The sequence below is a fragment of the Croceivirga sp. JEA036 genome (genome assembly GCF_011882165.1).
Lineage (GTDB): Bacteria > Bacteroidota > Bacteroidia > Flavobacteriales > Flavobacteriaceae > Croceivirga.
Genome location: NZ_JAATON010000005.1, coordinates 156,810 through 175,845 on the forward strand (window position 1 = coordinate 156,810; position 19,036 = coordinate 175,845).

General features: G+C 36.6%; 7 protein-coding genes and 1 tRNA gene. 7 read left to right on the forward strand and 1 reads right to left on the reverse strand.

Features of this window, described 5'->3' with window-relative positions:
* The first annotated feature begins 55 nt into the window (after positions 1-55).
* On the forward strand, positions 56-8,563 hold the full coding sequence (locus HCO57_RS13785) for a T9SS type B sorting domain-containing protein (protein ID WP_167989501.1): 8,508 nt from the start codon (positions 56-58) through the stop codon (positions 8,561-8,563).
* A gap of 298 nt (positions 8,564-8,861) precedes the next feature.
* Positions 8,862-8,935, forward strand: a tRNA-Pro gene (locus HCO57_RS13790).
* Between the two features lie 163 nt (positions 8,936-9,098).
* On the opposite strand, the gene HCO57_RS13795 is transcribed toward HCO57_RS13790, so the two are convergent.
* On the reverse strand, positions 9,099-9,857 hold the full coding sequence (locus tag HCO57_RS13795; RefSeq protein ID WP_167989502.1) for a helix-turn-helix domain-containing protein: 759 nt from the start codon (positions 9,855-9,857) through the stop codon (positions 9,099-9,101).
* Positions 9,858-10,077: 220 nt separating this feature from the next.
* Here HCO57_RS13795 and HCO57_RS13800 point away from each other — a divergent pair, with 220 nt between their 5' ends.
* The 5 genes from HCO57_RS13800 to HCO57_RS13820 all read left to right on the forward strand — a co-directional run bounded on the left by HCO57_RS13800 (position 10,078) and on the right by HCO57_RS13820 (position 19,004).
* Positions 10,078-10,473, forward strand: a complete 396-nt coding sequence (locus HCO57_RS13800) for a molecular chaperone Tir (protein ID WP_167989503.1) — start codon at positions 10,078-10,080, stop codon at positions 10,471-10,473.
* Positions 10,474-10,475: 2 nt separating this feature from the next.
* On the forward strand, positions 10,476-11,189 hold the full coding sequence (locus tag HCO57_RS13805) for a PspA/IM30 family protein (protein WP_167989504.1): 714 nt from the start codon (positions 10,476-10,478) through the stop codon (positions 11,187-11,189).
* A gap of 20 nt (positions 11,190-11,209) precedes the next feature.
* Positions 11,210-11,908 carry a hypothetical protein gene (locus tag HCO57_RS13810; protein WP_167989505.1) on the forward strand — a complete coding sequence of 233 codons (699 nt, stop codon included), beginning with the start codon at positions 11,210-11,212 and terminating at the stop codon, positions 11,906-11,908.
* 12 nt (positions 11,909-11,920) lie between these two features.
* Positions 11,921-13,987 carry a flotillin family protein gene (locus tag HCO57_RS13815; RefSeq protein WP_167989506.1) on the forward strand — a complete coding sequence of 689 codons (2,067 nt, stop codon included), beginning with the start codon at positions 11,921-11,923 and terminating at the stop codon, positions 13,985-13,987.
* A 151-nt stretch (positions 13,988-14,138) separates the two neighbouring features.
* Positions 14,139-19,004 carry a DNA repair ATPase gene (locus HCO57_RS13820; protein WP_167989507.1) on the forward strand — a complete coding sequence of 1,622 codons (4,866 nt, stop codon included), beginning with the start codon at positions 14,139-14,141 and terminating at the stop codon, positions 19,002-19,004.
* Positions 19,005-19,036 lie beyond the last annotated feature (32 nt).

Sequence of the window (19,036 nt, forward strand, 5' to 3'; positions counted from 1 at the left end):
CGCAAAGAAATATTAGGCTCCCAAATCCCGGTATTTCTTTTAACAGACTTAACCTATGCTGAGCAATAAGACCTCACGTGTTTTATATGCACTACTTTTGGTACTAGTATCCTTAGTAGGCTATGCTTCTTTCACTAAAGCCAATTTTAGTGGACTAAGCTTTTATGAGTCTAATACCCCCCTAGCAGACCAAAACACAATCCCAGAAGAATTAAAAGAAAGCCAAAACAGTTCTGCTGATATTAAAGATTTATCTTTTGAAGCACCTGCTGCAATGATGTTTACTACTATCATTACCAATGCAGATGAAACTATTGGTTGTTCTGATAATGGATTTACCATTGCACGTTACAATTTGTGTGGTGAGTTTGATGATAGAACAGTAACCCTTTCTGGTTCTTATAGTTCTTACGTATGGGAACAATACACATACACAGGAACTGGAGCAGCAGACATTAATGATTCTTGTCCAGATACCAATAATGCCAGATGGTCAGTTGTAGATAATGATGCCAATTTTACCATTGATGCCAGTACAATAAATCCTACGAGTGGAGGGGAATTTAGAGTTAGAGTAAACGGTGGAGCATATTACTACTTTAAAGTTAAAAAGAGTACTATTACCCAAACATTTGTAAAAAGAAATTACATCTGTGACGTTCCTGGTAGAATACAAATTACGAATCTTTCTAGTGCCTACGAGTATGCAATAAATCCGGGAACTGGCTACGGCGCATGGCAAAATTCTGCCATTTTTGAAGGATTAACTCCAGGCACCTATATAGTGAAAGCAAGATTACGCAATACGCCAAATACTTGTGAATATCCGTATGAAGCCATAGAGATAGAAGAAAGAGAGATAGATATAGATGTTACTTATACGGATGCTAATTGTTACGGTGAAACAGGTAGCATAACCGTACAGGTAAATGATGTTCCTGGCCCATACAAATACACCCTTTTAGATCAGAGTGGTGTACCCCAAGAATTTACAACATTCATTGCCACAAACCCCTATACTTTTTCAGCTGTAGGTTTTGGTACTTATAGTGTACAAGTAGAGACACAGCAATGTGCCGGTGACCCTGGCAATGGAATCCCCGCTCCCAGACAAACAACAGATGTTAATGGCAACCCCATCACTATTGGTGATGGATTGGTGCCATTGGCGGCTTCTACGGAAGTTAATGAAAGTTTAAATGCAGCTTGTGGTGTTAATAATGTAGATATTGTAGTCCGTACCTCTGGTGGTGCTGGTCCGTTTACTTTTACTACGAGTGATGGTGGTAATAGTGGAGGCTCTTATACTACCTCTACTACTTACAATGTATCCGCGGCCGGAGATTATGAATTTTATATTACTGATAGCAATGGTTGTACTATTACGGCAACAGCTACAGTAGAAGAGCTTACGCCTCCAGATTTAACGGTAACAGGTACCAATGGTACTTGTAGTAATGGTGGTGCAAAACTTAATTTTTCAGTGAGTGACTCTAAAGGATATAACTTGTCTTTTAGAGCAACTCCAAGTGATGCCTGGTCTCCTAATCCAATTCTTTCTGTGGCAGCAGGCACGTATGCTAATATCCAAGTAAGGTACCAACAAGGAACCGTTGATTGTATACTGAATGTGCCAACGAGTGTTACGGTGACCAGCGTTGGTACTATTACTGGAAATGCCGTTAAGATTGCAGATAGAACTTGTGATGGTTCTGGAGGAGTAGATGGTGGTATTATTGAGTTTCAAGGCCCGTTTGGTGGTGGTTCTGGTAGTGGCTATGTATTTAGTATTTCTGGTGATGCGCCTTCTAACTTTTCAACCCAAACCACCTATAGCAATTTAGCACCAGGTACTTACACCCCTATAATAAGAGATGGTGGTGGATGTAGATTGGAGTTAACACCAATAACTATTTTAGATGTAGATCCGCCTACCAACATAGATTTTACCCAAAGCAATACAAACTGTGCTGCTAATACCTCTGATGTGCAACTAACAGTAACAGCCAATGCTGCTATCGCTACTTTTGAAGTGATAAGTCCGGTAGCAATTAACAATGGGGCCTCAGATACTTTTATTGGGTTAACCAATAATACCAATTATACCTTTAGGGTCACAGATGTAAATGGTTGTCAATACGAAGAAAGTTATAATCCATCGGTTATAAGTTCTGTAAGAGCTAGAGTCAAATCTGGTGGTGATTTAAGAGTTTGTTCTGGAGCTTCAGATGGTTCTGGTACATTTATAGTGGATGGTTTTACCAATAATTATACCTATAATATTAATGGTGGGGCAGAAAGTGCACCGCAGAATGCTTCCGAAGTAGACATTACAGGCTTGGCAGCAGGTAATTATACAATTACGGTAACTGACGTAGATTCGGGGTGTACAGATACAGCCACCTTAACGGTAGCAGAGCCAGCTTCTGCTATTAGTTTAACAGGTACGGTTACTGCCATGAGTTGCGATAACAACAATTTAGGTAGGGTAGTAGCCAATGCAACTGGGGGTTGGGGTAGTTATAGCTATACATTAGATTATCCAGATGGTACCACACAGGCAGGCCCTAAATCGGGAACTTCCTTTGGTAATTTAGGTCAAGACGGTACCTATACGCTAACGGTTGAAGATGTTGAGGGTTGTACAGATACGTTTACCTTCAACTTAACAAGATTAGATGCTCCAGTAATAGCATTAGATGCAGCTACAGATTATTGCTACGACCCAAGTTCAGGAGCAACGGTGGTAGTTACTGCTTCTGGCGGAACGGCAGGGCCTCCATATACCTTTAGATTAGACAATGGTACACCCCAAGCCTCTGGTACGTTTACCAATGTAGGTTCAGGAAGCCATACGATAGAAGTAGAAGATGCTAACGGATGTACTGATGAGGTTACGGTAAATATACGTCCACAACTGCGAGTAGCGGCTAATATTGTTGCAGAGATACCCTGCGGTGGTGCAGATGGAGAAATAGAAGTACGTGCACGTAACGGATACTTATCGGGTTCTGGAATAAAAGCTTATGAGGTTAGTGCAGACAATGGTACCACTTGGTCCGCTGCCACACCCTTGACCACCAATACATTTAGCTATTTTACCAATGTACCTGGTACGTATGTCTTTAGGGTAACGGATAATCAAGGTTGTGTGGCTACCTCCTCTCCGGTAGAATTGGCGCCACCTGTAAATATAGACCCCGCTAGTACAGAAGTTTTCCCAGCAAGCTGCGGTGAAACAAATAATGGTAGAGTTATTATTACACCAGATGGAACTAGTGGTTTACCGCCATACGAAGTTAATTTTGATGGTAGAGGATGGGATTCTCAAACCGCTTTCTCTAACCTAAACGCTGGGCAAACCTACGCGTTTCAAGTTAGGGATGCTAGAGGTTGTTTAACTGTTTTAGATAATGTTACAATTCCCACAGATGCTACCCCTGCGCCAGATGCAGCAGTGAGTCAAGTATTGGCTACCTGTACAACCGGCGTTGTAGAAGGTGGTATAAGTATCACTGGAGTAACCGGTGGTGTTGCTGATTTTACCTATATTTTGCAAGATGAATTTGGAACAGAACTAGATATAATAGGACCTACGGCGAGTACTACGGAAACATTTACGGGTTTTGAGCCAGGGAATTATAGAGTAATTACAATTGATAGAAACGGTTGTACAGATACAGATGAGGTAACGGTAACACAAGCGACATTAGATGTGATTCCAGACCCAGTACCATTTCCAGTATGTGGTCCATCAGGCTTCTCTAATACCGTAGAAATTGTTGGCGGCACAGGTCCTTTCTTAATCCGTTTGGTAGGGGATCCAAATCCGCCTGTGGTTCCAAATGTGCCGCCAAGAAGACACACTTTTAACGATTTACAATATGGAGTAACCTACGTGGTAGAGGTTACAGACCAAGGTACAGGTTGTATTTATGAAGAAGAAATACCGCCAATTACTGGTCCAACAGCCTTAACAGTAACAGCAAACTCCACACCTGGTGCCTGTGATGTAAACAGAAACGGAGAAATACAATATACTATTGACCAATTTACAGTAGGTGATGTGTTGGAGTTAGAATTGATGAATTCTGATGATGGTACCGTGGTAAATCTAGGTACAATTACACCAGGTGCTGTTCCATATTCTGATGTAATAGCAGAATTAGCAGGGAACTATCAATTAATTGTGACAAACCTTACAGATAACTGTAATGCGGCGGCATCTGTAACTATTGAAGAAAATTTACCGAGTTATCTCATCTTATCAGAAGAACCTGCAAACTGTAATGCTTTAGGGCAGATTACAGTGCAAGGTTACGGTGGTGATGGAGGTCCTTACGAGTTTGCTTTTATGCCAGATGGCGTAACGCCAGCAGCAGGAGATTACAGTAATGAAACCACTTTTGTAGGTGCTGCAGGAGATTATGATGTATATGTAAGAGACGGTTCTGGTTGTACCTCTTTTGATATTGCAACAATCATTGCACTTAGACCAGATTTACCAACGCCAGTGATAAATGTGGTGAATCAGTGTGATGTTACTGCAACTAGTTTTGAAATCAATGTAAGTATACCTACAGCTCTTGCAGATACCCCAAGATTTACTATGGGTGGTACTACGCAAATTGGTGTGGTAAACGGAAGTGTTTATGAAACTACATTCTTTGTGAATTCACCTGGAAACTATACTATAGATGTACAAGATGCAGATGGTTGTACTAGTGTGGGTGTTGCAGAAGTGTTCGATTTTCTAACGGTAAGTGGAGAATTTAGTACCATGCCTACGTGTTTTGATGCTGATGGAACTATTACTATTGATGTGACAGGGGGTAGTGACGATTTTAATTTTGAACTTCAAGATGGTTCTGGTGTTTATGTAGGTCCTACATTGACAGGAAACCGTACAGCAGGTGTATTTACAGGTTTGGTAGCGGGCAATTACAGAGTCTATATTTTAGATAATGAAACAGGATGTTCAGATACGGTAAATATTAATCTAGATATACCTACACCTCCCGTATTACAGCCTTCCATTGTACAGAACATTTCTTGTAATGGTGCTAACGACGGCGCTATAGATATGCTGATAGACCCCGCAAGTGCTGTGGATACACCGTTTACTTATAATTTGTACGAGGCTGGGACATCCACTCTAGTCGCTACTAATGGTTCTGGAGTGTTTAACAATTTAACCCCAGGATTTTATGATGCAGTGGTGGTTACCGATAGAGGTTGTGAAGATAGAGAGGATAATATAGAAATAGAAGAACCACCAGTTTTTGAGATTGGTGCTTCTGCACCAGATTTTACCTGTGAGGTAGGCGCAAACAGATTTAGCAGTACGATTATTACCGTTGCTATTGATCCCAACGGAACAGGCAATGTGGGTACTTCTGGGTATCAATATAGCATAACAGGTTTTAGCAACTACCAAACTGGTAATACATTCGAAATTATAGATAACGGTACTACACAAACTGTTACCGTGTATGGAATAGATGGTAACGGTTGTCAAGACCAAGTAGATGTGATTATTGCACCGCCAACAGATGTTGTACCAACCATTACAGATACCACAGCATTAACCTGCGCTACAGACGAGCTGGTAGAAATAACAGTAACGGGCACTACAAATTACGAGATTGAAGTAACGCCAGCTGTACCAGGTAGCCCATTTAACAGTGGGGGTACCGCAGCAACCACAATTAATTTACCTGCAGCTGGTGAATATCAATTTGTGGTAAACGATTTATCACCAAATGGGTGTTCTTATCTATTACCAAAATATACCGTAGTAGAGCCTATAGAACCAATAGCATTAATTTCTGAAGCAGCACCAATACGTTGTGACGGAGATACCAATGGTGCATTATTTATTGATGTATCTAATTATACCGGAAATTATAGTTACGAAGTTTTTGCCGTGGATGGTGCGGGAACACAAACTAGCACTGGCGTAACAGGTAACTTTAACACGGCGGACTATCCAGATATAAATGGAGACGCCGCCAGGATTTCCGGATTAAATGGTGGTAATTTTGTAGTCAGAATTACTTCAATAGATACGCCATTTTGTTCAGCGGAAAGCAATTTAGCAACGGTACGTACGCCAAGTGGACCGTTAGCTGTAAGCACTACAGAAATTGGCAATGTAAGTTGTACGGACAATACAGGAAGTATTGAAGCTATTGGTACGGGCGGTTGGGATGTTGCTCCCTATGAGTACCAATTGTTACAAGACGATGGTTCTGGAACATATCCTACAGTGATTACAGCTTTTTCAGGACAGCAATTATTTGAGAATTTAGCGAGTGGGGACTACCGTGTTGAGATTAGGGATGTAGAAGGTTGTGTGTCTTTTGATGACATCACCCTAAACCCAATCACCCCAATCACCGCTGGTATTAGAGAACCATCTGGCTTAGTGTGCCCTGGTGGTAACAACGCTGTTTTAGAGGCCTATGACCTAGCTACAGGAGATGCTACTACGGCTACGGCAGGTGCATCAGGAGGTGTGCTGGGTGCAGGCTATAAATATCAATTAATTTACTTAGGTAGTAATAACATCGCCGATGAGTTGTCCCGTAGTGGATTGCAGGATTCCCCCACCTTCATCGGTACAAATGGGGAAGGATACATCAGTGCAGGATGGTACGCAATAGAAATTTCATCTAGCTATTCTTGTATAGGAGTAACAGCACCTTACTATGTAAATCCGCCACCTGCTATTATACCGAGTTTAGTGCAAGTAAGGGCTCCCGGTTGTGGCGGGCTTGGTCAGATGCGTTTAACGGTAACAAATCCAGAAGCTGGTTTTGAATACGAATATCGTTCTGTAAATACTCCAGATCCTATAAACGACCCTTATATTTCTATGGGCGCCGGGGTTACCAGTGTAATTATAGATGGTGGTCCAGGGTTCTATCAGTTTGATGTGAGAAAAGTAAATCTAAATAATACTTGTGATCCAGTTGCGTCTAATGGTTTAACCTTGGTAGATGCTCAAGATTTAGATTTAGTAGTTAACTTACCAGATGATATTTCTTGTGCCTCAGAAACAGATGGGCGTATAGAGTCTTTCTCTTCTGGTGGTGTAGGTTCTAACCAATATTTCTTGTACATGGGAGACCCTGGAGACCCATTTGCGCCAAATGCATCCGCGACCTTGGTAAGAGGTCCATTAACAGATGGTACTTTTGAAGGATTGCCAGAGAGTGCAGATTATTATGTTGCCGTAACTAGTGGTTCTACCTGTTTTGATGTAGAAGGTCCGTTTGTAATTACCAGACCTGCCCCAATAGAGTTTGTTAGTACTACGACAAACGTTAGTTGTAGTGGAGAGGAAGATGGTAGCGTAACGGTAGCGGTAACTAGTGGTGGTGAAGGATTAATACAGTTTGCTATAGGTCCTAATTTTAACGAGTTCTTTAATGATGCCGAGAACCCAGGTGTTTATACTTTTGATGAGTTAACAGGTAGTCCTACGGGTACAGAATACGTGGTATTAATTCAAGATTCTCAGGGTTGTTCAGAAACTGAAATAGTTACTATCTATGCTCCAGAAGAATTGCAGGCTACGGCTGCTACAACACCAGAAACATGTTTGGGTGTAGCAGATGGTAGCGCTCAATTGAGTATTACAGGTGGAACTCCGTTTGTAGATGCTCTTACAGGAGAAACCTATTTTGAGGTAGCTTTTAATAGTAATTTAGAGGAAGATTATGTTAGAAATGATGGTCTGTTCTATGACAATCTATTAGGAGGAGAAACTTACGTCTTCTTTATAAGGGATGCTAGTGGTTGCGAAACTACTGTGTTTGCAGAAATTTCTAGTGGTGTGGATTTAGTGCCAACCGCAGAAGTGGTGTACGGATGTGAGGGTATCTTTCCATTTAGTACAGTAACCATAGATTTAACCGATAGGAGTGAGCTGTCAAGAACGCTTTTTTCTTTAGATGTAAATGATATAAGTTTAGCAACAGATGAGCGTGTATTTGGTAATTTACCAGAAGGGGAGCACACTGTTTATGCATATCATGAAAACGGTTGTGTAACCTTTGTAGAATTTTCGGTAGAAAGTTATGAACCCTTAATCTTGACCGCGGAACAAACCGGCCCTGGAGAAATTACAGCTGTTGCAACAGGTGGTTTTGGAGGATATGAGTTCTTCTTTAACGGAGATTCTTATGGTGCAGAGAACGTATTTACTATTAATTATGACAGTAATATAGAAATACGCGTGGTAGACGCTAATGGTTGCGAGGCATTATTGTTAATGCCGTTCGATTTTGAAGGTATGCCAGAGTTCCCAGATTTCTTTACGCCGAATGGAGATGCCAGAAACGATAACTGGTTTGTAAAGAATGCGGACTTATTCCCTAACATGGAAGTTAAAATATTTGATAGGTACGGTAGAGTAGTGGCCATATTAACAGATGTAAAAGGATGGGATGGAACCTATGAGGGCTCACCTTTACCAACAGGGGATTATTGGTATGTTGTAAATGCCAATGACGCAGATAAACAACAATTTGTAGGGCACTTTACCCTTTACAGATAAAAATTTTGTTTGAAGATTGTAATTATGGGGTTATTGAAATTGCCTTTATAGATTTAAACGCAAGACAACAATAAAAAATACAATCTAATAAACATCCCGCTATTTGCGGGATGTTTTCTTTTTAATATATGGTATACAAACAGATATAAAATACTGTTCAATAAACAAAAGATATTCTGTTATAGTAAATGTATTATTAATGATGAGCATAATGGATACTCTACTGGAGGGAAAAAACAATTTTAGCCTCTAAAGAAGATTACTTTGGATTTAAATGTTATTTTTGCATCCCAAAATCCGGGATGTGGCGCAGTCTGGTAGCGTACACGCATGGGGTGCGTGTGGTCGCTGGTTCGAATCCAGTCATCCCGACAACGTATAACAAAACAAAGGCTTCCAATTACGGAAGCCTTTGTTTTTATACAATTAACATATATGATTATTTAGATTAAAGGATTATGAATGGTTTAAAAACCTATTATTAGACTGGCAAAATCCTTTAAATAAGGTTTGGTAGATTATTGGTCATTAAATCTTACCTTAAGTGTTCTTGTAGTTTAGCTAAATCTTGTTGTATAAGATTCAACTTTGCTTCAACCATATTAGAAAAGTCGGGTATTCTTTTGCAGAAAACATATTTTACATTCCATAATTCTTTTAAATCTTCTTTATGTAAAATAATATCATGTAGATTTTTGTGATCTGCACGTAGCACAAATTCTTTTTTAGATTGGTAAAGCTTTCTAAAAATTATTCTATCAGCTGTTACGGCAACGTAGTTTAAACCATTAGTTATTTTTATTGGGTCAGTTAAAGGTACGCGTTCTGCTATGATAATATCATTAGGATAAAAGCCCCTAGCATTGTTGGTCATTTCTAAATTTACTACTGTGAAAGCTCTACATAATTCTGAATTGTATATTGGTAACTGTATCTTAGGAAGATGTTTAATAAATTCTTCTTCTTCAAATGAAAAGGGATATTCAGACATCAAACGCTCGGTAACAAAATCTATTTCTGGAAAAATGGTTTTGGTGATTAAATGAGTGTCAGTAGTTAAATCTCCCTTGAACTTTAATAATGCATTTACGGTGAGTTCTTTGGTTAGCAGGTCATCAATAGGGATGCTAAAATAATTAGCAATTTTTATAATTGTGTCTATTTTAGGCTCACTTCGTTCTTCTTCGTAAGCTCCTAAGGTAGCTCGCTTAAGATTAAAAATTCCTGCAAATGCCTGTTGAGAAAGATTTCTTACTTTTCTAATTTTTTTTATATTTTTTCCAAACGAAGACATAAATTGCTAATATTATTTGCAATATAAATAGTTATTGCTATATTTATATCGTCTAAGTTAGTGAAACATGTAAAAATTACACTATAAAATTGTGTTTTTATGTTTAGCTGTTAGTTTTGGCTATTTATTTTAGCTAAATTTATACCCACGATTAGGCAATAACAAGTTTCTGAAAGGGTTTATTATAAACAATAAGAGTAACCAACAACACCATCGATATATGCAAGAACATTACTTAAAGGTTAAAGATTATCTGCAAGAATTAGACTTTATTATCGTTACAGAAAACATAAAACAAGGAATACTTGTAGTTAGCAGAGAGCAAGAGGGAATCAAAAATCTTATTCTTGGGGTTTATACGCCAATCTTAATTATAGAGCAACATTTGTTTAATATTACTACAAATGATAAAAATGTTTATAAGAGCTTGTTGAAAAAGAATAGAGATATAGTGCATGGAGCATTTGTGTTAGATGAATCCGGTGAGAAAGTGATATTTAGGGATACACTTAGGTTACAAAATTTAGATTTAGATGAATTTGAAGGCTCTATCAATTCACTTAGCCTGTTGCTAAGCGAGTTTGCAGAACAAATTATTAATTATTCAAAACATTAGATATGGTAAATTTTTTTAAACGATTATTTAAAATAGGAGAGGCAGAGGCAAATGCTGTAATAGACAAAATGGAAGACCCTATTAAACTTACAGAGCAAGGTATTAGAGATATGAAGAGCGATTTAGAAAAGAGTTTGGAATCTTTAGCTCAAGTCAAAGCATTAGCTATTAGGTCTAAAAACGATACGGAAGAATTTTTAACAAAAGCGGACGATTATCAACAAAAAGCTATGCTTATTTTGCAGCGAGCACAAAAGAATGAGATTGAAAGTTTGGAGGCTGATAGGTTAGCTAAGGAGGCTTTAATTAAAAAAGAAGAAGCAAGTCAACAAGCTATTCGTAGTAAAGTAGATTCTGAAAAGTTTGATAATTCGGTAGCTTCTTTAGAAAAAAATGTTCAAGAAATAAAACAAAATATTTCTCGTTGGGAGAATGAGTTAAAAACGCTTAAAGCTAGAGTGAAGGTTTCTAAGGCTACTAAAAATCTTAATAAGCAAATGGCAGAAATTGATAGCTCTAGTACGGTTTCTATGCTTGAACGTATGAAAGAGAAAGTGAAGCAAGAAGAGGCGTTAGCAGAAGCATATGGCGATATTGCTAATGCGTCTAAATCTATTGATGAAGAATTGGATAAAGCTGCAGACGTTAGTGCGTCTACAGCGGAAGAAAATTTAGATAAACTAAAAGTACAAATGGGAATTAAAAAAGAAAGTTAATTCCCTAAAACCTTAATATTTTGAAAGAATTGTATTATGTAGCAATAGGCATGGTAAATTTGCCATTAACCATTTTTTTGGTAATTCTAGTTTTATACTGGTTGTTTTCAATTTTTATAGGCTTAGATTTTGATATTGATGCAGATATAGATGTTGAAATGGACGTAGAAGTGGATATGGATGCTTCTAGTAGTATAGATATGCAAGATGCTAGTAATACAGAGATAAAAAGAGAACATGCTATGAGAACTCGTGGCAAATTAAACGTATTTCAGGTATTTCTTGTTTATTTTAATTTTGTGGGGTTGCCATTTATGTTTACCCTTACTGCTTTTGTTCTATTTTGGTGGGGTATAAGTATGTTGGGTACTTCTGTAACCCACAGTTATAATACAACCTTTGGCTTTGTATTCTTTTTTGGAGGTATTTTGCCAGCATTGTTTGTTACTAAAGTATTTACAACACCATTTAAAGCTTTCTTTAAAAATTTTAATAATAAAGGAGAAAATACGTTAGAAATATTGGGTAGACAGGGGGTTTTAACCACAGCATTAAGCGGTGATAAGTTGACTACTCTTGAGATTTTAGTCATGGATGACCCAATAAAAATTTTAGTGCAATCAAAAAATGGAGATTCAATTCCCGCGAATACCACGGTAGAAGTGGTAAACGAACTAAAAAATAAATCAATTTATTTAATACAACCAATTAACTATTAACACTTTAAAATTATGGATGCTTTACCATCTTTAGCTATTTTAATAGTAGGGGGAATTTTATTTCTCGTTGTGGCCTACTTTATCATCATTGCCATCTTTTATAAAAAGATACCACAAGGACAAGCTCTAGTAAGAACGGGTTTTGGCGGAACCGCCGTAGCTTTTGATAAAGGGCTTTATGTGATACCGGTACTTCATAAACTTGAAATTATGGATATTTCCATTAAAAAGATAGAAATAGAACGAACAGGTATTAACGGTCTTATTTGTAAGGACAATATACGTGCAGATATTAAAGTAGCTTTTTTTATACGCGTAAATAAATCCAAATCAGACATCATCAATGTGGCACAAACTATTGGTTGTGCAAGAGGGTCAGAGATATCCACCATTAAAGGTCTTTTTGATGCTAAATTTTCTGAAGCTCTAAAAACAGTAGGTAAAAAGTTTGAGTTTGTAGAGCTGTATGAGGCTCGTAGGGAGTTTAGAGAAGAAATTATCAATATTATCGGCACAGATTTAAATGGATACGTTTTAGATGATTGCGCTATAGATGATTTGGAGCAAACTTCATTATCTGTTTTAAAATCCGATAATATACTTGATGCAGAGGGTATAAAAAAAATAACAGAATTAACTGCTGCACAAAATGTCAAGTCCAATTTAATTAAAAGGGACGAAGAAAAGATAATTCGTAAGCAAGATGTAGAAGCTAGAGAAGCTATTTTAGAGCTAGATAGACAACTTGCGGAAAAAGAAGAGCAGCAAAAAAGAGAAATTGCTAATGTTAAGTCCAGAGAAGAGGCAGAGACTATTAAGGTAGCAGAAGAGGAAAGGCTTAAATCAGAAAGTGCAAGAATAGCTACAGAAGAGAAAATACAAGTAGCAGAAGAGAATAAGCTGCGCCAAGTAGTTGTAGCGCAGAAAAATAAAGAGCGTACTTCGGCTGTAGAAACAGAAAGAGTTGAGAAAGACAGAGCATTAGAGGCAACGGAAAGAGAGCGTGTTGTCACTTTGGCGCAAATAGAAAAAGATAAGGTAGTAGAGGTAGAAAAAAAGAATATTCAAGATGTTATCCGTGATAGGGTAATGTTAGAGAAAGGTGTAGTTGAGGAGCAAGAGAATATGAAAGATATTCAAGCTTTCAAGGGAGCAGATAGGGAAAAACAAGTAAAAGTTACACTGGCTGAAGCTAATGCTCAAGAAGATTTGATTAAGACCTTAAAAGCTGCGGAGGCACAAAAAGAAGCTGCAAAGCAAAGAGCAGAAGAAATAAATATAGAAGCACAGGCACAAAAAGAAGCTAGTGAAAAAGAAGCAGAAGCAAGAAAAACACTTGCAGAAGCAAAAGCTAAAGAAGAAGCCACTATTGGTTTGTCAGAGGCAGAAGTAATGCATGCTAAAGCAGATGCATCTGAAAGGCAGGGTACAGTAGAGGCCTTGATAATAGAGAAAAAAGCTAAGGCAGAGGCAGCAGGTATAGAGGCTAAAGCAGATGCAATTAAGAAAGAAGGTTTGGCAGAGGCGGAAGTAATAAAAGAGAAAGCTATAGCGGATGCCGCAGGTATAGAAGAGAAGGCAAATGCTATGAAAAAGTTAGATGGTGTAGGCAAAGAGCATGAGGAGTTTAAATTGCGTTTAGAAAAGGAATTGCAAGTAGACTTAGCTCATATTAATATTCAAAAAGAGATTGCCGATGCACAAGCTATGGTCTTAGCAGAAGGGTTAAAGGCAGCTAATATTGATATCGTTGGTGGTGAATCCATGTTTTTTGAACAAATTGTGGGCCAGATAACCCGTGCAAAAGGATTTGATAGATTAGTCGGGCATTCTCAACAAGCACAAGACCTTAAAGATGCTATATTGGGGACAGAAGATGTTGAGGGCAATCTTTTAGGTAGAATAAAAGACTTTGCTAGAGAGTATAACATATCTTCAGAAGATTTAAAGAACGTTACTATTGCCAATTTACTTTTAGATTTAAAGGGAAAGGCCACAGGTACAAGTGAGAGTAATATGTTTCAAAATCTTTTTAACCTAGCCAAAAGTCTTGGTTTAGGCGATAAAAAATTAGGATAAGATTTTACAAGCGGTACTAGCATTTTTTTAAAAGATGCTGGTATTGCTTTATTGGACTGGTTTACCACTTATTTGCCAGTTCTCTTGATTTTAGCATACGAGCATTTAAGCTAGATATGTATTTACGTATTTTCATCATTCAACTTTTAACATGCAAGAAGCACCTGAAAATAAACCTCAATCAGTCAATTTGGACGATGGCACTTATGAAATAATCCAAGCAAGACTTAAAGAGCAAAAAAATGAACTTCAATCAAGGTTAAATACCTTGAATGAAAGTAGAAAGAAGGTTTTTGGTAGTGTAGTAACAAAATTAATTGCTAACAATCGTATCAATACAGAAAACAATTGTATAGCTAGAGATATTATTACCATTGGGGATCATACTTTGCTTGGGTATAATGTGCATTTTGGCCTAAGAACTAGTATTAAATTAGAAGATGTTTTTGGTATATATAGTTACCAGGATGAAAGTTTTGTGTCAAAATCTTTGGCCCTAATTAATGATGAAGTATTTGTAAATGACTTCGTAAACCTATATAAATATTATCGCAATACCATATTTGCAAAATTTGCCATGGTTGGTAATTACTTGCATATGGTTTTTCAGCTAAGCGATAGTGTTACAGATATAAAAACTTTTAAATGGTTGGTCCGGGATGGGACTTTAATTTATCAAGATAATCGTAGTGAGCACGAATTTAAAATGCCGCCACAACACGAATTTAATTGGATAGAAACTGATAGGGATATGCAACGTTATGGGGAGCATCCTCATGTATCGGTTTTAGATAAAGTATTTGTAGAAACTGTTGGTGGTGACTTAACTATAAAAATAGAGGATAATACTGATGAGGGATTGGGTATTTTTAGTGAAGATGTTTTACACAAAGATCAAACCCTAGATGATGGTCAATTTAGATATGCAGAAATTGGTAATTTTGTTGCGCTAGAAATAAAACCCTTCCAAGAGGCGCCCCGTTATTTTATATACAATCATAAAATACAAGAGGTTAAAAAAATATCAAGTATTCAAAATGCTTGTATTTTACTACCCAACGACCAAGGTGTAATTTATCCAAATGGTTATTATTTGCAATCTGGTGCTTTTAAGATATTTGATAATGACTTAGGTGACGTAAAATTTCAACAGAAAATTAGTTCACCTAATGGAGAAGATTTTCTTTATGTTTTTTATGAAAGTAAAGAAGGACAGTATGTCTTAATGTCTTACAATGTAATTGAACAAGAAGTAAAAACCCCAATTATATGTAATGGTTTTACGTTGCTCAATAATGGTGAACTATGTTACTTTAAAACAAATGGAGAGCAAACCAAACATCATGTAATACAGATTTGGCAGACAACTTTTATGAAGGGTAGTATAATGCCTTCTGAGTATACAGATTCTCTGCTATATAAAATTGGCAATAAAGACATTGTAGAGGCTATGGCGGAATGCCAAAGTCTTATCACTTTATTGAATAAGGAAGATAGCTATGCAGGTTTGTATGACGATTTGGTGAAATTTGCCACGGATATTTTGGATAGCTATTATTGGATTCATGAAAAAGATGCACATGAGCTAAATGAACCTTTAGCAGCAATAAAAGAGACTGCAAACAATGCTATAGACGAATTTGAAAAAGTAGTTCAGCTTAGAAAAAATGCAGCAAAAATAACTAAAGAAATTCAAGAAAAAGCGGATGTTATTCTTGGTAAAATCCGTAGCAGTTCTTTTAAAACTATAGATAACTTTGTCCAAGTTTTGTCTAATCTTAGAGGGTTAAGGGGAGAGGTCATTGGTTTAAGAGATATCCGTTATATAGACTTAGATTTTATTACTTCACTAGAAGAAGAGATTGTTATTCATACAAATAAGGTCTCCCAAAGGTGCGTGTTGTTTCTTATAGATGACAAAGCGTTATTGCCTTATCATGATAGGGTTGTAGATAAACAAAAAGCTTTAGATGCTATAAATAAAGTAATAGAAGCTAAAACGTTAGAAGAAGAGGTTAATCAAATTGCGGTAGACTTAGAAATGTTGATAGAGATAGTCACTAATTTGAAAATTGAAGACACCTCACAAACCACAAAAATTATAGATAATATTTCTCTAATTTTTGCTTCAATTAATCAATTAAAGTCAGCAATAAAAAATAAAATCAAATCGCTCTCTGTTAAAGAGTCTGGAGCAGAATTTGCAGCTCAAATTAAGTTGGTGGACCAAAGTGTAATCAATTATTTAGATATTGCATCTACTCCAGAGAAAACGGATGAACTTCTAAATAAAGTAGCCCTTCAGTTAGAAGACTTAGAGGGAAAATTTTCTGATTTTGAGGATTTTATTTCACAAATAATAGAAAAACGAGAAGAAGTTTACAATGCTTTTGAGAATAGAAAAACAGCGTTAATAGAGGCAAGGAATAAAAAAACTATAGCGTTAAAAAAATCTGCAGACCGCATAATAAAAGGAGTTATAAAGAAATCGCTTTCTTTTGATAATCTAAATGACATTAATGGTTATTTTGCCGGCGACCTTATGGTCAGTAAGATAAGAGATATCATTGCGCACTTACTAGAATTGGATGATTCTGGTAAGGCAGAGGCCATAGAAACTGCTATAAAGGTAGCAAAGGAAGATGCTGTTCGCAAACTAAAAGATAAACAAGATCTTTATGAAGATGGCGAAAATATTATAAAATTAGGAAAGCATAAATTTGGAGTTAATAAGCAGGTCTTAGACCTTACCATTGTTTACAAAAATGAACGTCTGTTTTACCATCTAACGGGAACAGATTTTTATCAAGAAATATTTAATGATATACTACAACAGTCTAAAGACTATTGGAAACAGGAGTTAGTTTCAGAGAACAAGAATATTTATAGATCAGCTTATTTAGCTTTTAAAATTTTTACGAATAATAATGCAAATGATTTACATTTACTTTCAGAGGAAGAACTTAAATCAATAGTCTCAGATGAGACTAGTAAAAATTATGCAGAAGGCTATGTAAAAGGCGTACATGATGAGGATGCAATAAGGTTTTTAAAAACTCTAGCAACCAAACATCATGATTTAGGTTTACTTACCTACAGCCCAGATGTTAGGGCATTTGCGCAATATTTCTGGAATACTCAGGAAGATACTTCTTTAGAGTATTGGTATAATAGGATTGAGAATGCTGGAGAAGTATTAAAAATTTTTCCCAATAGTACAGCTCATAAGAAAATAATACAGGAATTAGCAATAGCCATTAAAAAATTTGCAGAAGAGACTTTCTTATTTCCTGATACATTTGCTACAGAAATAGCGGATTATTTATTCTTAGAATTAAGCCAACATAAAGATTTTGTAATAAGTCACAGAGCAGAAGAGTTATACAATAAGTTTGCAAAAGAGCTTAAGAATAAGAAGTTATATAGCAAAATAAAAAATAAAGTAAGTATTGAGCCTAGCAGTTCTGAAAATACTATTGATAAAATAGCATTGTCTTGGCAATGGGTAAAAGCCTTTTTAAGTACAGATGAACAAGAAGAGCAATATCTGCATGAAGTCTGTTGTCTATTTATTTTTCCTCACAGTAATCGAACCATAGCTATAACACCATCGGAACGTATTACAGACTTAAAAGGAAGCCACGACACTTTGGTAGATGGCCAGTTTAATTTTGAATACCACACCTTTATAAAACACTTAAAGAAATTTAATTTAATAGATGTACAGCGCTTTAACCAGTTCGTAAAAGAAAAACATAGTTTAACCGAACGTGTAAAGGAGGAACTTAAATTGTCTGAATTTAAGCCACGTGTATTGTCTTCTTTTGTTAGAAATAAGCTGATTGATCAGGTTTATTTTCCTCTTTTTGGGGATAATTTAGCTAAACAACTTGGCAGTGTTGGTGATAATAAACGCACTGATAGAATGGGAATGCTTCTTTTGGTGTCTCCACCAGGTTATGGTAAGACCACTTTAATGGAGTATATGGCTAATAGGTTAGGTCTAATTTTTATGAAAATAAATGGGCCAGCAATCGGACATGAAATTACTTCTGTAGACCCCGAAGTAGCTACTAATTCTGCTGCAAAAAAAGAGCTGAAAAAATTAAATTTAGCATTTGAAATGGGTAATAATGTAATGTTGTACTTAGATGACATCCAGCACTGTAATCCTGAATTTTTGCAAAAATTTATTTCCCTCGCAGATGGTACACGCAAGATTGAGGGTATTTATAACGGCGTTGCAAAAACGTACGACTTACGTTCTAAAAAATTCTGTGTCATTATGGCGGGCAATCCATACACGGAGAGCGGAGAAAAATTTCAAATACCTGATATGTTAGCAAATAGGGCAGATATATACAATTTGGGGGATATTATCGGTGATACTTCAGAATTATTTGAGTTAAGTTTAATTGAAAATTCATTAACCTCAAACCCTGTATTACAACAACTAAGTAGTAAGTCTTTTGAAGATGTTTATCAACTGATAAAAATGGTTCAAAACAAAATAGAAGACGCATCTCAATTAAAAGGCAATCATACGACACAAGAGATTCAAGATTATTTATCAGTACTTAAAAAAGTATTGATTATTAGGGATACAGTTTTAAAAGTAAATGAGACTTATATAAAATCTGCGGCGATGGAAGATGCCTACCGTACAGAGCCTCCTTTTAAACTACAGGGTTCATACAGAGACATGAATAAATTGGTGGCTAAAATTGTTCCTATCATGAATGATACCGAGTTGTACAGCTTATTACTATCACATTATGAAAGCGAATCTCAAACCTTGACAAATGCTGCGGAAGCGAATTTGTTAAAATTTAAAGAACTGATGAATATGTTGAATACAGAGGAGGAGAAGAGATGGAGTGATATTAAGGCTACTTTTAAAGAAAAAAATAAAATAAATAGTATGGGTAGCCAAGCAACCATGTACAAATTATTAGAACAGGTTAATCTATTTAATCAGCATTTGGATGGTATACAACGCGCTTTAAATAAGGATTGATAGAGTTTCAAAAACCCTTCTTCCCTTTATTT